The following is an 18037-nucleotide window of genomic DNA, read 5'->3' on the forward strand; positions in this document are numbered from 1 at the left end:
CCCTATCATAAACAATACACTTATATGAAATTAGATCATTTATATTCTCTACGTAGAGAATTTACTATCATTGGATTAACGGGAAGAACTGGTTCTGGATGTACAACTATTTCTGGACTTTTAGCAGGGAGTTATAATAATCTTAAAAAGAAAGGTTTAAGAGAATTTAACGAAAAAGAAAGAGAAACAACATTTTATAGAAAATATACGATTATTAATAATTATCTCTCTACTGAAAAAAACTGGATACCATTTGATGTTATATCATATAAGAATGTATTGATATTATATTTATTAAATAAATATGGTAATAACAATCCAATGTTTTTCAAAAGGCTGTTATTAAGCAATTTTAAAGAACATAAAAATGATACTAATTATAAAAATGCTGCTTTAAATGTAAATAAAGATATTCAAATTTTGTTAAGTACTAATGATGATTTAGTAACAAGAATACAATCTTTCTCAAATTTGGGTGAAGTTAAAAGTGAAAAGGATTTATTATTATTAAATGATATATTCTTTGGAAAAGAATTTAAAGCTTTATGTAATGAAATATTAAAAATTTTACAATCCGAAGGTTATTATAGACGTACAATTTTTTTACATCACTTATCATGTAATATAAGAAAGACTGGAGACCCCTTAAATGATCATAATAATGATGGAATTAATAATATTTATTCAATATCTACAGTTATAAATAGAATAATTAAATCAAGAAAATTTGTTCAAAGTAATAAAGATAAACCTACTAAAATAGTTATAGATTCATTAAGAAACTCTTTAGAAGTTATGTTCTTTAAAGAGCGTTATTCCGCCTTCTATATGCTTGCAACTAAAGATGTTTTAGATAATTCAAAATCAAGAATTGTTGAAAGATTACAATACTCAAAATTATCTGGAGAGAACAAACAAAAAGTTGCAGATAAATTGTTGGAATTAGATGAAACAGAATACAAAACAAATGACTTTTCTAAAGGAGACTTTTCATCTCCTGATGTAGAAAATTGCATTCAAAAAAGTGATTTTCACATATTAAATTTAAAAAAGGCACAAATAACAGATTTCTTAGATAGATATGACCCACCTTTTGGAAAATTAAATTTTGTTACTAGAGAAGAGCAATTATTGAAGTTAATTGCATTAATAAATCAACCAGGTATCATTACACCAAGTGCGTTAGAGCGGTCAATGCAAATTGCTAATACTGCGAAATTAAATTCAGGGTGTATATCTAGAAATGTTGGTGCAGCTATTACTGATAAAAGGTTTCACATAAAATCAATAGGTTGGAATGATGTAGCTAAAGGTCATACTCCATGTAATTTAAGAAATATTGAAGATTTAATTGGTGAAGAAATAAAAAACGAAAATCATTACAGTGATTTTGAAAAAGGTTTAAATGATAAGAAATCAATTTATAAATATAAAAACAAAAATCCGAGTAATTTTAAGGGAGCTTTAAAGGATTATTTTAGTGAGTCTTACAAAAAAAATAAAAAGGATTTAAATGGTAAAAATTGCTCATTTTGTTTTAAAACGATTCATAATCATTATGAAGGAGAAGCTAACCAAGTGCATACTAGATCACTTCATGCTGAAGAAAATGCAATGTTGCAAATAACAAAATTAGGTGGTCTGGGAGTAGAAGGAGGTATTTTATTTACAACAGCAAGCCCTTGTGAATTATGCTCCAAAAAAGCTTTTCAATTAGGAATTAGAACAATTTATTTTATTGATCCATATCCTGGAATTTCAAATGACCAGATTTTAAAAGGAGGTGATGAAAATTCTAGACCAGTAATGATACCCTTTTCTGGTGCAATTGGAAGTGTTTATCAGAAACTATATGATAACTTTTTATCTTATAAAGATGAAGTATCTATGACATTGGAATTAAAATCAAAAAATAAGATTGGAATACAATTTATTGGGATTTTGGAGTCTTTAAAAAATCAAAATAAAGATATAAGAAATTTATTAGAATTAAAAAATAAGTTTTCCGACCAAGATGTAATTGATCTTTTAATTAAAAGTATTAATTCTAATTAACTTGTCTCATATGTTTATTATTTTGTGCATTCTAAATAAAACTGCCGCTTTGTAAGCGTCCGGTTAATTGAAATACGAAGTCTTTCATAAAGTTTTAAAAACATTTATTTTAAAACGTTAATTCTGTAATGTTACTAGCCTACTATTTATGCTAAGACGTAGGAGGGCAGTGGAATGTGTGGTATGCTTTTAAATAACAACTGTATTTCTAAACATTACATTAGAAATGTATTATTTTAGAGGCAATTATACATTGCTATACATGAAATTTAAAAAATACTTTTTACAATTAGTACATTTTATAAGAGACTATTTATTTAGAAAAAAGACCCTTAATTACCTATTGTGGCTATTGATAGTTGCCATTTTAGCACAGTTACATGCTATTAATAACTATGATGCTATACAGGCTATTTTAAATGAATTAAAAAAAGATTATGATGGTATATGGTTAAAGTATTTAATACTGGTTATTGAGTTTTTTGTTAAAGATGCTAGTGTTTTTGTTTTAAGTACTTTAATTGTTTTATTTTTAATTGTCTGTTACTTAAAGTACAAAGAAATTAAAGCTGTTAATGGGTTAGGCAGTAGTGAGGATTTTAAAAATGAATTATTGCATAGACTAGTTGATACGATATCTAAAGCCCAGAAAATTGATAGTGAGGATTATATTATGGCTTTACAAGTTATTAATATTAAAGAGACTAAGGATAAATTAAAGACCTATCATAACTTTGAACGTAAGAGAGGTAATGTGCATTTATTAGAACAATTTGTAGTAGACAGTAATTTAATTAATGATTTAAAACAATACAGTAATTAGATGAGTTATTCTGAATTAAGTAATCCTTATGATTTTGCAAATCCTGTAACTGAAGAAAAGTTATTTGCTGGACGGTCTGACGAATTGAAAGAAATACGTTATTATTTAAACCATGGTGCTAAAACGAATAAGCCTATCAATCTTTCGTTAATTGGTGATCGCGCAGCAGGTAAGACGAGTTTGCTGAACATGATTGAAATTGAAGCGTCTAAATTGAATTTTCTTACGGTAAGAATTGATTTAGATGAAGGGGATAAGGAGTCACAGTTACAGTTTTTTTATAAGATTTTTGATTCTATTTTTAATTCTGCTATTAACGACAATTATTTTGGTGGTGTTGGAGGTGCTATTTTTGATGAGTATTTAAATCAAACTTCGGCTTATACGGTGTCTAATAATATAGAATTTAGACCTTTTTTGTTTCCTATACAGTTTGCTAAAGCTATGGATGCTGGAAGGACAGATGTGTTAACTTCTGAAAGTAATTTTAAAAGAGATTTAGAAACCATTAATAAGGAGGTTAATACGTCGATTATTCTTTTGTTTGACGAATGTAATGTGCTGTCTGAGAGTCGCGTTTTACTTGAGAAAATAAGAAATATTTTTATGAATAAAACTAACTATATGTTAGTTTTTACAGGTACTAAGGAGCTTTTTCCGGTTATAGATGAGATTTTTTCGCCAATAATAAGACAGTTTAAAAAAATTACTGTTGACGAGTATAAGGATATTGAGGATACTGAAATTTGTGTTAGTAAACCGCTTTTAGATATTGGTATAGAGCCTAGTGATATTTTTGAAAATTCGACTTTCCGTGAGTTGCATAACATATCTGAAGGGAAACCTTATGAAATCCAATTGATTTGTCATAATATGTTTAAGAAAATCCAAGAAGGGATTACGGATAGTATGACGTTAAACCACTCGGTATTAGAGGATGTTAGATTGGAATTAGAAACATCTCAAGATTTGGCAAAACGCCCTAAGCTTTATGAGATTAAGAGTTTTAATAAAGAGAGTTTACAGCACTTAAATTATTTGTCTAAATCTTTAAAACGATCCACCAGCACAGAGATTTTAAATTTAGAGTATTTAATTTATGGTAATACTAGAGTGACCAAAGCAGATTTTAAAACGTCTTATGATAAGTTTATTGACAAAGGTATTTTGTTTGTTAATCCTGAAGGGCGTTTAGATTTTTTTGGTGATGATTTTGATAAACTGTACACAAAATATTATGCTAGAGAAGCTGGTGTGCAATTTGAGTTTAATTATTATAATTTAGAATCTAATTACTACAGAGGTATTAGAGATTTGTTACACCCAACTAATAGCCATTTGAGTTTGAATAGGGATAATGCCCTTGTGCATCAAACTATTGACTATTTTCTTAATACAACTGCTACTATAAATGCTGATTTAAGTACGGTAATGACCATTTATACCATTTTGTTTCAGTTTAGAAAGGATGAGATTATTCATATTGAAATGCCTTTTAATTTAAATGGTACTAACTTTTTTATACATCTGTTTTTTGACGATAAGGATGAGGCTAAAAAGGTTGTTGATTTTCAGAATGAATTTGAAAAGAGAGTTAAAGACAATAGTACTAATATTACACTTAACAGCCTTATTATTAATAAACTAAAAATACCTAGTAGAGTAGAACTGGTTAAAAAAATACAAGCTTTACACTCTAATAGCATCACCAAAGACGTTATTAAATATCATGGTGTTAGATTTCCGATTGAGCATATTGAGTCTCTTTTAGAAGAGAATGATGAACGCGAAAACATTGTTTTGGCACATTGTAATGCTATTTGGGAATTAGACTTTAATAGTAAAAGACAGTTTTGCTCGATTGAAAATTATAATGTTGTTAATATGGGTTATATCTACATGATTAACCTGCTTTTGGAAGAGGCTAAATATTGTTCTGATTTTGTGACTAGTAGTTTAGAGTATAATAAATTTCATTTAAGTCTCAATACATTTAATCGTTCGGTTATAGAGATTATGACAGGTAACTTAAATGCTATTCAGACCAACATGGATCGGGTGATTACGTTAGCTAAAGACTATCAGGAGAGTACTAATACGGTTGATTCTACTAGTTGTTCTTGTTTATTAATTCCGTCTAGAACTGGTGATGGTGACATTACTTTTATAGAGGTGGAGAATCCTGAATTGATACAGACAGCTTTAGATGTTAAGGCCTATTTTAAGTCGTTTAAGATCTAGTTTTAACTATTGGGTTAGTTTCAAAAAGTTTATGAAGTCTTGTTTTAGGTATTTAGCTGTCGCTACATAGTGTTTTAAGACAAAAGATATAATCAAAACTTGAATAGTTCAAAATGTTTAATTTCTATTTTACATAATGTAAATAAGCACATGAAATATTACTTTAGAGTTTTGTAATATTCAATCGAAAACAATAAATTGCGTAGATAGTATGATTATTTAAACAAAAGAATATGTCTACAGTTAGAAAAACAATAACATTTACTAAAAAACAAGATAAATGGATAAAAACAAGAATTACTGATGGGGAATTTACTAATGATAGTGAATACATTCGTGATTTAGTGAGACAAGATCAGGCAAAAAACGCTAAATTTTCCGCACTAAAAGCCGCTATAACAGAAGGTATGGAAAGCGGTATTAGCCACAGATCTGTCCCAGATATTATGAAAGAAGTCGAAGAACGTATGCGAGCTGATGGGCGTTTATAAAGTATCTGGAAAAGCTGAAAGTGATCTTGCCAAAAAGTACGAATTTGGAATCGAAACATTTGGATTAAAACAAGCACAATCATATTTATTTGGAATACACGATATCTTTCAAGTTTTATCAGACAACATCAATCTTGGACGCGATGCTTCAGAATTTATCTTATCACTAAAACAATTTTTTTATAAATCTCATACTATTTTTTATTTGGCCATAGATGATGATATCTTAATAGTTCGTGTTCTAAATCAAAGTATGGATTACGTTACGTAAAGAATTTTTAACTATTAGCTTGTCATAATTACTCACGGATATTATTATTATTATTAAAGGAGTTCGTGAATCTCCTAAAGTCGATTTTCCTTCGATATAAGTCTGGCAACCATTATATTTGCAATTATGTTAAATGTCGCTGAAAAGCGCTATTACGATGATTTATAAATATAACTATGATGCCACAATTAGCTTGTCATAATTACTCATGTATTTATATTTATCTATATGTATTCGTGAATCTCATAAAATCGATTTATCTATCGATATAAGTCTGCGACGTTATATCTGCAATTATGTTAAATATCGTACAAAAGCGCTATTACGATGATTTATAAATATAACTATGATGCCACAATTAGCTTGTCATAATTACTATTGATATAAGTCTTCGACGTTATATCTGCAATTATGTCAAATATCGCTGAAAAGCGCTATGATGATTTATAAATATAACTATGATGCCACAATTAGCTTGTCATAATTACTATTGATATAAGTCTTCGACGTTATATCTGCAATTATGTTAAATGTCGCCCAAAAGCTCTATTACGCTAATTGTTATGAAATGCACTATAATTTATATTATGTAAAATAGAGTTTTTAGAAAACTAACCTATTAAAGAGCTTGAATAAAATATTACTTATTGTGTAATGTTTCAATTATGTGTTTAGCAACAGTTTCTCCGCTTGACATTGCTGCATTAATGGATCCGTTGAGTTGTGTATCTCCTGCTAAATAAATTGTATCTGAATATTTAAATTCTGAACGGTTACTGCTATGACTTACTTGTTTTAAATTTGGTAAGGCTTTTTTGATTTTGTAACGTTTTATAAATCGCTTAGTCACAATATTACAATACGTTTTTAATTCATCTTGAACGGATTGAATTAATTTGGTTTCATCCAAATTGTGAGCTTTAACTATAGTTACAGACAGTACATTTGAATTATTACTGGAGCTTGTCGCTATGCTTGTTGTATAAAAAATATTATTAATTAGTGCATTGCTATTTGTTACTAAACCAATAATTGGCTTTTTGATGGTGTCTTTTTCGACTTCAAAATATAATGTATCACAGGATTTCCAGGTCATTGTTTGTTTGATTCCTAATACATTTGAGGCTTCTGTAGCTATTATAGTAATGTCTGAATCAATTTTGGATTGATCTTCTAATACTAAATGGTTATCCTTTACAGATTGTACTTTGGTATTGAATACAAACTGAGTGTTTTTTAGCTTGGATTGTAGTTGGTTAGGTATATCCTGCATTCCGTTTTTAGGAATTGAAGCTAAACCCTGACCAAACATCTTGTATATGAATTGGAACATTGTACTAGAGGTTTGTAATTGAGTTTCTAGAAAGATTCCGCTAAAAAAAGGTTTGAAAAAATCTTTGATGATTCGGTTTGAAAATCCTTTATCCTTTAAGTATTTTTGTGTTGTGGTCTGTTTGGACTTAAAAATAGCGTCAATAGCTTTGTTTTTAAGTTCAATATTTAATTTAAGGATTGCTATTTTATCTTTTAATGACCCAATATTAGATAGTATGGTAGGTATTAAAAGTGACCAATCCCTTAGAGGATCACCAATGGTTTGTGTTGTTCCGTTTTTAAAAATGACAGCTCCTGGTTTGATTTTTTGAAGTTGTAAAGCGTCATAGTCTAAGTATTGTTTAGCTTTTGGATATGCTTCTAAAAGAACTTGAAACCCATGATCGAGTTGGAATCCTTCAAAAACATCTGTTTTTACACGACCTCCAACTCGATCACTAGCTTCTATTATTGTAGGACTAAATCCTGCTTTTTCTAGGTTTATGGCTGCAATAAGACCGCTTATTCCTGCACCTACAATAGTAATTTTTGTATTAGTACTCATTGACCTTATACTAATCTACCTTTTAAACGTACTTCAATTTTTTTCTTTTTGACCGTTAAACGTTTCATGATGTCCATTAAAGACTTGTCTTTATTTTTTTTGTAAATTTCGTTAATTGCTAAAATTAGACGTTTCGCTTCTCTTGACGCTACTACTCTATCACTTGTTGACATATGATTCATTTTAGCTTTTTCAAATTCTAATGCTTGATTTATTAAAAGTTCCATATTAAGTTTTGTTTAATTTTACATAAAAATACCTAAACAAAACTGTATTGTGTTATTTTTTGTTAAAATTTAATATAATTTTAAGAAATTACTATAAGTAGACATTTCACTAAAAAATGGTACAAATGTGATCTTACCTTTTAATTGAAAGCTTGTCATATGGACGTGTATACTTTGAGTCCCTAAAAAAAGCCCAACATTTAAGTTGGGCTTTTATCATGCAAAGGATTGTATTACTTAATTAGTTAATAATATTACCATTAGCTCTAAACTCGACATCCTTGTTTTTTCCTTTACGTTTAAACTCGACGTCATAAAATGTACCTTTAGATGCGCTAGTCACGTATTCGATTTCGGTTATGGTTTCGTCTTTATATTTATCTTTAATTACCGCTTTAATGGCTTTAGGCAAATCGCCTTTACTAATACTAGATTCGGTTTCTATCCATTGTCCATTAGGACTGAAATCTGCTCTGTATTTTTCGCCTTTTTGTTTGAAATGAGCTTCATAGTTTCCGTTTGAATCTTTCTCCCAATCCGGATCGTTTTCTCCTGGATATTTATTTTCAAAAGCTGATTGTACTGCTTTTGGTGCTTGAGCTTGAATAGTGTTACAGCTAAATGTTAATGCTATGATTATAATGTATGGTATGGTTTTTAAGTATTTCATGGGTTATTTATTTTAATATGTTAATAGATACGACTTCAATTTCGCTATATATATTGTCTTGGGTTGTTTGTTTTAATTTTAAATTAAACGCTTCACCCACGTGTTTGTTTACGTCTAGATCATAGGTTTCTAAAGCTTTACTAGCCTCAATCTCTTCTATAATAATTACATTGTCCGAATGGTCTGTGAAATAGAATAAGCGTCCATCAAAACCGTCGTAAATAACTTTTTTAGTTACTTCTGCTTTATTTATAGTGTTATGTTCTGTATTTACAGCTATTGTTGACGCAAAAAACAGACTTATTATAATGCTTATTAGTTTCATAATTTATGTTTTTAAAGGTTATACTTGTGTCTTTACAAAGATGATAACAACGTGTTGTTTTTACATTACATAATTATGGATGTGCTTTACATGATTAACATATTAACGTTTTTTAACGCAAAAAGCACAATGATGACATTGTGCTTTTTGATAATTAAATGTGTTGGTTGTTAGATTTTATTACCGTAAATATCTAATTCTATTACAGGTTTACCTAATTGTTTAACTTGGTCAAACTGTGTTTTTTTATCTCCCACTATTAAATATACCATTTCGGATTCGTTTAAATATTGATTGATAACGGTTTTATAATCCTCTAAAGACATATTTATTAATTCGTTTTGATCTTTATCTAAAAAGTCGTCCGCTTTTTGGTATTTACTAATCGCTCTAAGTATGCTTAGCTGAGCACCTAAACTTTCATAAGCTCTGGTGTTTCCTTTTAATATTTTATTTTTAGTAAGCTCTACTTCTGTATCTGTAAAACTATCTTTGTAATTAGTAACCATGTCTTTAATAATCTTTAAAGATTTTAAAGTCGCATTAGCACGAACGCTGGTTCTGATAGTAAATGGACTAACCGTGTGACGTGAGGTTATGCCAGAATAGGCACCATAGGTATATCCTTTACCAATTCTAAGGGTTTGAAATAAGCGTCCACTAGAACCACCACCTAAAATCTCGTTAGCAAACTCTAGTTTATTTGCATTATCGTCTGTTGCAGTTAAAGCTAATTTACCAATATACACTACTGATTGTTTAGCATCAGGTACATCTACAAAATACAAGTTTCCGGCAGTATTGGTATTATCAAGCTCTTGATTAGGAATTGTGATTTGGTCTCCAGTCCAATCTTTTAGAGGGCTTAAAGCTGCTTCGGTTTGTGATTTATTGATCGCACCTGCAATATGGAATGTAGCTTGTTTAGGCGATAGATTTTTATAATAGGCCTTTAGGTCTTCCATTGTAATAGACGCAGTACTTTGTAAGGTCCCAGATCCATTAATCCCAAAGCGATTATCTTTACCATACATTAATTGGTTATAGACATTAGATGCTATTGCATTTGGATTAGCCTCGCTACCTTTTAACCCTGTTTCTAATGCTTGTTTTAATCTGGTAAACTCTTTACTATCCCAACGCGGTTCTGAAATAATTTCTTTAACCAGTTTAATGGTTTCGTCTAAATTTTTAGTCAAACACGATCCAGTGATATGAAAGTCCTCACTAGCACTATACATACTTATTCTAGCCCCTAATAAACCAATAGCCTCTTCAAGGTCTGCAGCAGTTTTAGTTTTTGTTCCTTGCATCATTAGATCGCTAAATAAATTAGCCACTCCTTCTTTACCTTTAGGGTCTAATAGTTGACCACCAGGAATGGTAATATCAAATTGTACTAAAGGGACTTCGTTATTTTCTATTCCGTAGATAGCTAAGCCATTTTCTAATTGCCCTTTCCAGATGGCAGGAGATTTAAACACTGGAAGTTTACCAAAATCAGGTTCACTTCTATCAAATTTGCTAGGTGTTTTTTGGTACACAGCTTCCTCACCTTGGCTTACTTCTTCATTAGCGACCTCTTGTTTCACCTCTTCAATCCAAACTGTTGCTTGTTGGCTATCTGCTACCGCTAAGTCTAATTGCCCTTTAGGTACAACACTAGTCATAACAAAGTTTTTACCTTTGATGTATTGGTTATACACACGCATAACATCCTCGGCAGTTACTGCATTGGTTAATTTTGCACGTTGCGTGATAAAACTTGGATCACCATTGAACTCGTTATCCTGTACTAATTGAAATGCTTTATTTAAAACCGTACTTACCCCTTGGTATAATCCAGTTTCAAGTTCGGCTTTAATACGTTTTAAATCCGAAGTATTAACTCCGTTAGTTTCAAATTTTGTTAACCCAGCATCAATTGCTGCTTTTACTTGATCTAAATCAGTACCAGCATTAGCACGCACTCTAAATACAAACTCGCCAGCTAATTCACTGCTATTTTGGTAAGTTCCAACACGAGGTGCCAATTTTTGTTCTTCAACAAGGACATTATATAAAGGAGACTTTTTACTTCCGCTTAACAATTCGCTTAAAATATCTAAAGCATAGCTATCTTCATGATAGTTTTTAACCGTTGGAAATACCATACGAACTTCAGGAAGCTTAGCAAAATTGTCTTCAAAATAAAGCGATTTAGTTTGTTCTAAAACTACTGGGTCAAAATTTTGCTCTTCAACGTCAGGTCCACTAGGAATTTCTCCAAACCACTGCTCTACTAATTTTTTAGTTTCGTCGATATCAATATCTCCAGCAATTACTAAAGAAGCATTTTTAGCACCATAATATTGTTTATAAAACTCTTTAACATCATCAATGGTTGCTGCTTGTAAGTCTGGTAATGCTCCGATAACAGTCCAATTATAAGGGTGTCCTTGTGGGTATAAGTTTTTACGAATAATCTCGTCTGTATAGCCATAAGGAGCGTTATCCACACGTTGACGTTTTTCGTTTTTTACGACTTGCTTTTCACGTTCAAGTGCTGCTTCTGTCACTGTGTTGATCATATATCCAAAACGGTCAGAATCTATCCACATGATTTTTTCAAATGCATCTTTAGGGACTACTTCATAATAAACGGTATAATCGTTAGAGGTTCCACCATTACGACTTCCACCCCATTCTGGAATCATTTTACGATTGGCTCCAACTGGTACATTTTCAGAATCGTTAAACGACATATGTTCAAAGAAGTGAGCAAAACCAGTTTTTCCAGGTTTTTCTCTGTTAGATCCAACGTGCATTAAGGTTGCTACAGCCACAATTGGGTCTGAATGGTCTTCGTGAAGGATTACTTCTAGTCCATTGTCTAGAGTGAATTTTTGGTACTCGATTTTAAAATCGGGTGTCTGTTCTACGGTTGTTTCAGCCGAATCTTTACAAGATATTAAGGCTAAAGCACTTAGAACGAAAAGGGATTTAATTGTTCGCATTATATTAATTTTAATAGATAGACCTTAAAGGTAATCATTAATTATTTGTCTTAAATAAATAATAAAAGATGACCATTTGACAATGATTTTAAGTATCTTTAAGTATAACTTAAAATAAAATTATATGGATATCAATTTTGAATATGATAAGGTAAAAGCTAGTGAAAGCTTAGAGCAATTTACTACTGAGAAAATCCAAAAGTTGTTTAATAAATACGAATTTATAGTACGTGCTGATGTGTTTTTTAAATTAGAAAACACTCATGACGATAAATCAGGCAAAATTGCTGGTATTAGATTAAGTGCACCAGGACCAAGATTGTATGCTGAAGAAAGTAAAGACACGTTACATAAAAGTGTTAGCGAAGTTGTGACACAATTAGAGCGTCAATTAGCTAAAAGAAAAGGAAAAATGAAAGCCCATTAATAGTATATTTATCGACAGATAATAAAAAAAGCCTAATCGTTAGATTAGGCTTTTTTTATGTTATAAATAACTTATACTGTAATTTGTTTCATTTTAATGCCTAAGGTTTGCTCGATTTTTTTCAGGTCTTTGTATTCGTTTCCTAAAATTAAAGCAATAGACTCCCCTTTTTTTCCAGCACGAGCTGTACGACCACTTCTATGAGTGTAATACTCTATATGCTCTGGCAATTGGTGATGCATGACAAATGCTAAGTCGTTAACATCAATACCTCTAGCAGATACATCTGTAGAGATTAATAATTGTAAACTGGTATTTTTAAAAGCACGCATCACTTTATCACGTTCTTTTTGTTGCATATCACCTTCTAAAGCACCAACGTTAAACCCTTCGGTTTCTAATTGATGTTTTAAAGCTTGTGCGCCAGCTTTAGTACGAGTAAAAATAATACCACGTTGGTCTTCTCTATCCTCTAATAATCGCATTACTGTAGACGATTTTTCATGTAAAGATGTTTCGACAAAAAAGTGGGTTATATTTTGATTAACAATACTTGTTCTGTCAATTTCTAATCTAATCGCTTCATCTGCAATGTAGCGTTTTACAATTGCTTTTAGGTCGTCAGACATAGTTGCACTAAATAACCATGTGTTTTTTGGACCAGTAACACCGCTTAAAATAGTAGTTAAATCGTTTTTGAATCCCATGCTTAGCATCTCGTCTGCTTCGTCTAAGATAATGGTTTTAACTTCAGAAAGATTAACTGCTCCACGGTTAATTAGATCGACTAATCGACCAGGTGTTGCAATAATAATATGAGTTGTTCTGGCTACATTTTTAAGTTGAATGTCAATTTTTTCGCCACCATAAACACCCTCTAAAAAAATCTTGGTGTTATTATATTTTGTGAATTTAAAAAGTTGTTTTTTTATTTGTTGCACTAACTCTCTGGTTGGAGCTATAATTACTGCTTGAACTGCATCCTTTTTAGGATTAATTTTATGCAATACTGGTAAACCAAACGCAGCTGTTTTACCAGTACCCGTTTGTGCTAACCCAATAAAATCGGTTGTTTTTTTAAGTAATATAGGTATAGCTTGTTCTTGAATTTGAGTTGGTGTTTTAATCCCTACCTCTTTCAATGATTTTACGTAATTTTTGTCTAAACCAAGGTCTCTAAACGTCATAATTTTAGTAATTAGTCAATCGTTATTTTAATATATTACAAAAGTAAGCAACTGCAAACTGCGACTGGATACTAGTACTTATTTAATTTATTATTCCTCAGGTGGAAACCCGTTTATTTCTTCAAAAATCTCGTCAAAATTAGATCTTAAATACGAATTTAATTTTTTACGATAATCCTCTTTTAGCCACTCTACGAAATTGTAAGTACTTTTACTAATGCACTTAGTATAACGAGAGATACGGTAATCTATATCGTCCCCTAATAATTTAGCTAAAGCTAAAGCATCCCAAAGGTCTTCGCTATTTTCTGTACAAATGTGTGCGTGGTGTTGTATAGAGCGTTCTAATACAACTTTAGAGCTCTCTCCTGCTCTGATACTGTCTATGTAACATTTTTTGATATCAAAATAGACTTGTTCCGACTTTTTAAATTGCTCACGCAACTCGTCTGGCATTTCATATCTAAAATTGTTTTCAAGCTCTTCATCACTTAAAATTCCATCTAAATAATAATTTGGAGAACGGAAAATTTTATGCCAATCTAAGTCACTTCCCCATGGACCAAAACGGTGTAGGTTGTTTCCTAAATCGATTACTGTAAATCCGCTTTTATCTTTTAAAATACGCGATCCACGACCAATCATTTGGTAGTATAAGGTCAAAGATTTTGTGGCTCTGTTAAGCATGATACACTCGACTGTAGGCTCATCAAAACCAGTTGTTAAGATACTAACAGAGGTTAAAATAGCATCAGGCGTTTCTTTAAACCATCTTAAGATTTCTTTACGTTCTTTTTTAGTATTGTTATTGTCTAGGTGTGCGACCGGATAACCTGCTCTTCTAAAGGTATCATACACGTGTAATGACGTATTAATACCATTGTTAAAGATTAGGGTTTTTTTACCTTTACAACGCTCTTCATAAGCTTGAATAAGCTTAGTTAGCATGTCTGTATTGGTATATAAATCTTCAGAAGATTTTACTGTATAATCTCCGTTAGCACCAACTACTAATGAGGTTAAACCTACATTATAGCTATACACTTCAGCACGAGCTAAAAATTCGTTTTCAATTAATGATTGAATAGTTTCACCAACAATAAGCTCGTTATAATTATCCTTCATTGGAAGGTTAATATTACTACTTAAAGGCGTTGCTGTTACCCCAAGTATGAATGATTTTTCAAAAAACTTAAAAAGCTTAGTAAAACTGTTGTAGTGCGCCTCATCAATAATTACTAAACCAATGTCCGAAATGTCTAGTTTATTATCGTTTAATCTGTTGTTAAGCGTCTCTACCATTGCCACGAAACAGTTAAACTCGTGTTGATCGGAAAGATCTGCTTTACTATCTACAATCTTATTAGATACACCAAACTCTGATAACATTCTTGACGTTTGTTTACAAAGCTCTATACGGTGTGTCATTACTAACACTTGCTTTTTGTGAGTTTTTAAATATTGTCTTACAATTTCAGAGAAAATCACTGTTTTACCACCACCTGTTGGTAGTTGGTATAATAGATGGTAATCTTCTGGAGCTTCTTCAAAACATTTAAAAATCTTATCAATAGCACCTTTTTGGTAGCTATAAAGACTTTTTCCTTCTTTGCGTTCTTGTAATTCTATAGTTTTCACAGACATTAATTAATAGTAATTTTAAATTTTGAGATGTGCAAAAATACAACGAATTAAAGGGTTATGACAAATAATCTGAAAAAAAAATTATAATGTCTATTTTTACAATTATAATATGGTACAAAACAGCACACAAATTCAAGCTCAGTTTTCGGGATTTTTTAATACTCCGCATTTATTTAAAACTTCAATTAAAGGATTGCAAGTATTTGCAAAACAGCTAGATACTAATTTTGTTTTCAATAGTGATGTAAGAACAAATATCCGTCTTGGATTACTTGTAGAACACTTTGTTTTTGAAGAACTTATTCGTTTTGACTCTACTGCTGTTTTAGCTAAAAACATTCAAATTCAGGAAAATGCTAACTTAACTGTTGGTGAATTAGACTGTTTGTATACGTATAAAACGCAAGTTTATCATTTAGAAATTCAGTTTAAGTTTTATCTCTATGATGCTACTTTGGGTGCATCAGAACTAGATGGACTAATCGGTCCTATGCGTCGTGATAGTTTGAATGAAAAACTACACAAGTTGAAATCCAAACAACTTCCGTTATTACATAAACCGGTTACTAAACCTTATTTAGAAGATTTAAAAATTGATACTAAAAAAATAAAACAACAGATCTACTTTAAAGCACAACTGTTTATTCCGTATGGTCAGAACATTACGTTTAAAACATTAAATAACGCTTGTGTTTATGGTTTTTATTTTAATTATAACCAATTGGACACCTTTAAGACTTGTAAGTTTTATATTCCTAAAAAAATAGATTGGTTAGTAGATGTTCATACCAACGTAGACTGGCAGAGTTACACCCAAGTCATACCTAAATTAGAGGTATATCGATCTGAGCAGTATGCACCTATGTTGTGGCTAAAATTCCCGAATGGAAATCTCACAAAATGTTTTATTGTGGCTCGCTAATTAAAACCATAACTTCCCTCAATCAAAGGTTTGGTTTACTCATTATTACTTTTTACAACAACTTATTATTATAACTTCGTGAAAAAAAATATATGAACAAACTATTTAGTCTACTGCTACTCTTCACAGGTATTACTGTATTTTCTCAAACAGCAATTGATTCTAAAATCAAAGCTGTAAAAGTCTTTAAAAGTAATGCTGAAATTACAAGAGAAGCCACATTTGTAACAAAAACTGGATCGCAAGAAATTGTATTAACAGGTGTTTCTACATCCATAAATCCATCTAGTTTACAAGTACAATTTAACAACTCTAATACTATTTTGGTCTCTGCTAAATATGAAAAAAACTATCTAGTTTCTAAAGTTAATAACAAAGGCGTTGAAGCTTTAAAAGAGCAGTTAGAACTATTAAATGATGATTTAATCTGGTTGTCACACCAAAGAAATAGTTTGTTAGGCATTGAGCAAATACTTAATAAAAATCAAGATTTAGGGCATGGTAATTCTGGTTTTACACCACAACAGGTTATAGAATTAAGTGACATTTATCAAGCTAAATACTTAGAGATAAAAAAGAAAATTATAGCTTTAGATAAAAAGGAAAAACCTATCCAAGAAAAAGTTACAAAGCTAAACCAGCAATTAAACGAGCTTAATGCTAAATTTAATAAACCCAGTGGAAACATTGTATTACAAATAGACTCAAAAGCAGCTGGTAATATTACTATTGATTGCAAATATGTGGTTGGTAATGTAGGTTGGAGTCCATTATACGATTTAAGATCTAAAAGTATTACCCAGGATGTAGCGCTAACATATAAAGCTGCAATCTACCAAAACACAGGGTTAGATTGGAATAATGTAGACTTAACAATTAGTACTGGTAATCCGTCACAAAATAACAACAGACCAATTTTAAGTCCATTGTATGCAAACATTTATCAGCAGCAATTAAAAAGGCTTCAAGAAGTTGCATTAGAGGAAGTTTCTGTAAGTAATATGGCCTATACACAAGACGCTAGATATGATAATCCTTCAAGCATATCAGAAAACCAATTAACAGTAGATTTTGATATTTTAACAAAACGCTCAATTACAAGTGATGGTAAAGAAAACTTGGTGGCTTTACAAACTTTTAATTTAAAAACAGACTACATCTATCATACTGTTCCAAAGTTAGATAGTGGTGCTTTTTTACTTGCTAAAATAACAGATTGGAGTCAATATAACCTAATTGCAGGACAAGCAAACATCTTTTTTGAAGGCGCTTTTGTTGGTACATCTCATATTAATCCGGAAGTCACTGCAAAAGAATTATTTATATCTATGGGACGCGATAACAGCATTGTGGTAGAGCGTATTCCTGTAAAAAAATATACGTCATCTAAGTTTATTGGTAGCAATAAAAAAGAAACGTTTGGATATGAGATTGTTGTTAGAAATAAAAAAGGAACACCAATTACAATTGAAATTTTAGATCAAATTCCTGTGTCACAAAACAAAGATGTATTAGTAACTTTAGATAGTAGTCAAAATGCAGAGTACACAGAAAATATCGGTAAATTACTATGGACATTAGACTTAAAACCTAGAGAAACAATTATTGAAACCTTTAGATACACTGTTAAATACCCAAAAAGCCAGAGTGTTTATGGGTTAAAATAAATCTATTTTAAATTGAAAAAGTTAAGAAAGGCAATCTGTATTTAGGATTGCCTTTTTTCACGTTTTATTATTTGATTTTATTGAAAAAAAATAACTTCCTTCGAATTTGATCAAGTATCACAAAACAAACCTTAACGAGACTTAAAATTACAGTTGAATAAACACTGGATTTACTGGAATCGATGAACCGTTGACTTAATGCTTAAATTTAG

The 18037-nt window shown here is 30.8% G+C and carries 15 protein-coding genes; 8 read left to right on the plus strand and 7 right to left on the minus strand.

The window, feature by feature from the left end; genetic code table 11:
- Positions 1-24: 24 nt before the first annotated feature.
- The 5 genes from JAO71_RS15805 (at position 25) to JAO71_RS03860 (ending at position 5881) form a co-directional block, all read left to right on the plus strand.
- The gene (locus JAO71_RS15805) at positions 25-2055 is read left to right on the plus strand and encodes a cytidine/deoxycytidylate deaminase family protein (RefSeq protein WP_236011151.1); all 2031 of its coding nucleotides are present in this window, start codon (positions 25-27) and stop codon (positions 2053-2055) included.
- A gap of 262 nt (positions 2056-2317) precedes the next feature.
- Positions 2318-2878, plus strand: coding sequence for a hypothetical protein (locus tag JAO71_RS03845; RefSeq protein WP_202998995.1), 561 nt, complete (start codon positions 2318-2320; stop codon positions 2876-2878).
- Complete coding sequence (locus JAO71_RS03850) at positions 2879-5119, plus strand: hypothetical protein (RefSeq protein WP_202998997.1); 2241 nt, start codon at positions 2879-2881, stop codon at positions 5117-5119.
- A gap of 233 nt (positions 5120-5352) precedes the next feature.
- Positions 5353-5610 (plus strand): type II toxin-antitoxin system ParD family antitoxin, encoded by a 258-nt coding sequence (locus JAO71_RS03855; RefSeq protein ID WP_028608036.1) that lies wholly within the window; start codon positions 5353-5355, stop codon positions 5608-5610.
- Entirely contained in the window at positions 5597-5881 is a 285-nt protein-coding gene (locus JAO71_RS03860; protein WP_202998999.1) for a type II toxin-antitoxin system RelE/ParE family toxin, read from the plus strand. The genes JAO71_RS03855 and JAO71_RS03860 overlap by 14 nt, the downstream gene beginning before the upstream one ends.
- A 640-nt stretch (positions 5882-6521) precedes the next feature.
- On the opposite strand, the gene JAO71_RS03865 is transcribed toward JAO71_RS03860, so the two are convergent.
- From JAO71_RS03865 to JAO71_RS03885, 5 genes are all read right to left on the minus strand, one after another.
- On the minus strand, positions 6522-7760 hold the full coding sequence (locus JAO71_RS03865; RefSeq protein ID WP_202999007.1) for an FAD-dependent oxidoreductase: 1239 nt from the start codon (positions 7758-7760) through the stop codon (positions 6522-6524).
- Between the two features lie 5 nt (positions 7761-7765).
- Positions 7766-7987, minus strand: a complete 222-nt coding sequence (locus JAO71_RS03870) for a hypothetical protein (RefSeq protein WP_028290021.1) — start codon at positions 7985-7987, stop codon at positions 7766-7768.
- 241 nt (positions 7988-8228) lie between these two features.
- Positions 8229-8657 (minus strand): PepSY-like domain-containing protein, encoded by a 429-nt coding sequence (locus JAO71_RS03875; protein ID WP_036599892.1) that lies wholly within the window; start codon positions 8655-8657, stop codon positions 8229-8231.
- Between the two features lie 7 nt (positions 8658-8664).
- Complete coding sequence (locus tag JAO71_RS03880) at positions 8665-8982, minus strand: hypothetical protein (protein WP_054851046.1); 318 nt, start codon at positions 8980-8982, stop codon at positions 8665-8667.
- A gap of 170 nt (positions 8983-9152) precedes the next feature.
- Positions 9153-11978 (minus strand): M16 family metallopeptidase, encoded by a 2826-nt coding sequence (locus JAO71_RS03885; RefSeq protein ID WP_202999009.1) that lies wholly within the window; start codon positions 11976-11978, stop codon positions 9153-9155.
- Between the two features lie 124 nt (positions 11979-12102).
- Between JAO71_RS03885 and hpf the strand changes: the two genes are divergently transcribed.
- Positions 12103-12405, plus strand: a complete 303-nt coding sequence (gene hpf / locus JAO71_RS03890; protein ID WP_054851044.1) for a ribosome hibernation-promoting factor, HPF/YfiA family — start codon at positions 12103-12105, stop codon at positions 12403-12405.
- A gap of 71 nt (positions 12406-12476) precedes the next feature.
- Here hpf and JAO71_RS03895 read toward each other — a convergent pair whose 3' ends face one another.
- Positions 12477-13595, minus strand: coding sequence for a DEAD/DEAH box helicase (locus tag JAO71_RS03895; RefSeq protein ID WP_202999152.1), 1119 nt, complete (start codon positions 13593-13595; stop codon positions 12477-12479).
- 87 nt (positions 13596-13682) lie between these two features.
- Entirely contained in the window at positions 13683-15236 is a 1554-nt protein-coding gene (locus JAO71_RS03900) for a DEAD/DEAH box helicase (protein WP_054851042.1), read from the minus strand.
- A gap of 109 nt (positions 15237-15345) precedes the next feature.
- Between JAO71_RS03900 and JAO71_RS03905 the strand changes: the two genes are divergently transcribed.
- Both JAO71_RS03905 and JAO71_RS03910 read left to right on the plus strand, forming a co-directional pair.
- The gene (locus JAO71_RS03905) at positions 15346-16158 is read left to right on the plus strand and encodes a DUF1853 family protein (RefSeq protein WP_202999011.1); all 813 of its coding nucleotides are present in this window, start codon (positions 15346-15348) and stop codon (positions 16156-16158) included.
- A gap of 92 nt (positions 16159-16250) precedes the next feature.
- Positions 16251-17825: a DUF4139 domain-containing protein gene (locus JAO71_RS03910; RefSeq protein WP_202999013.1), complete on the plus strand. Its 1575-nt coding sequence runs from the start codon at positions 16251-16253 to the stop codon at positions 17823-17825.
- Positions 17826-18037: the final 212 nt, after the last annotated feature.

It is taken from the genome of Olleya sediminilitoris, assembly GCF_016785945.1.
GTDB lineage: Bacteria > Bacteroidota > Bacteroidia > Flavobacteriales > Flavobacteriaceae > Olleya > Olleya sediminilitoris.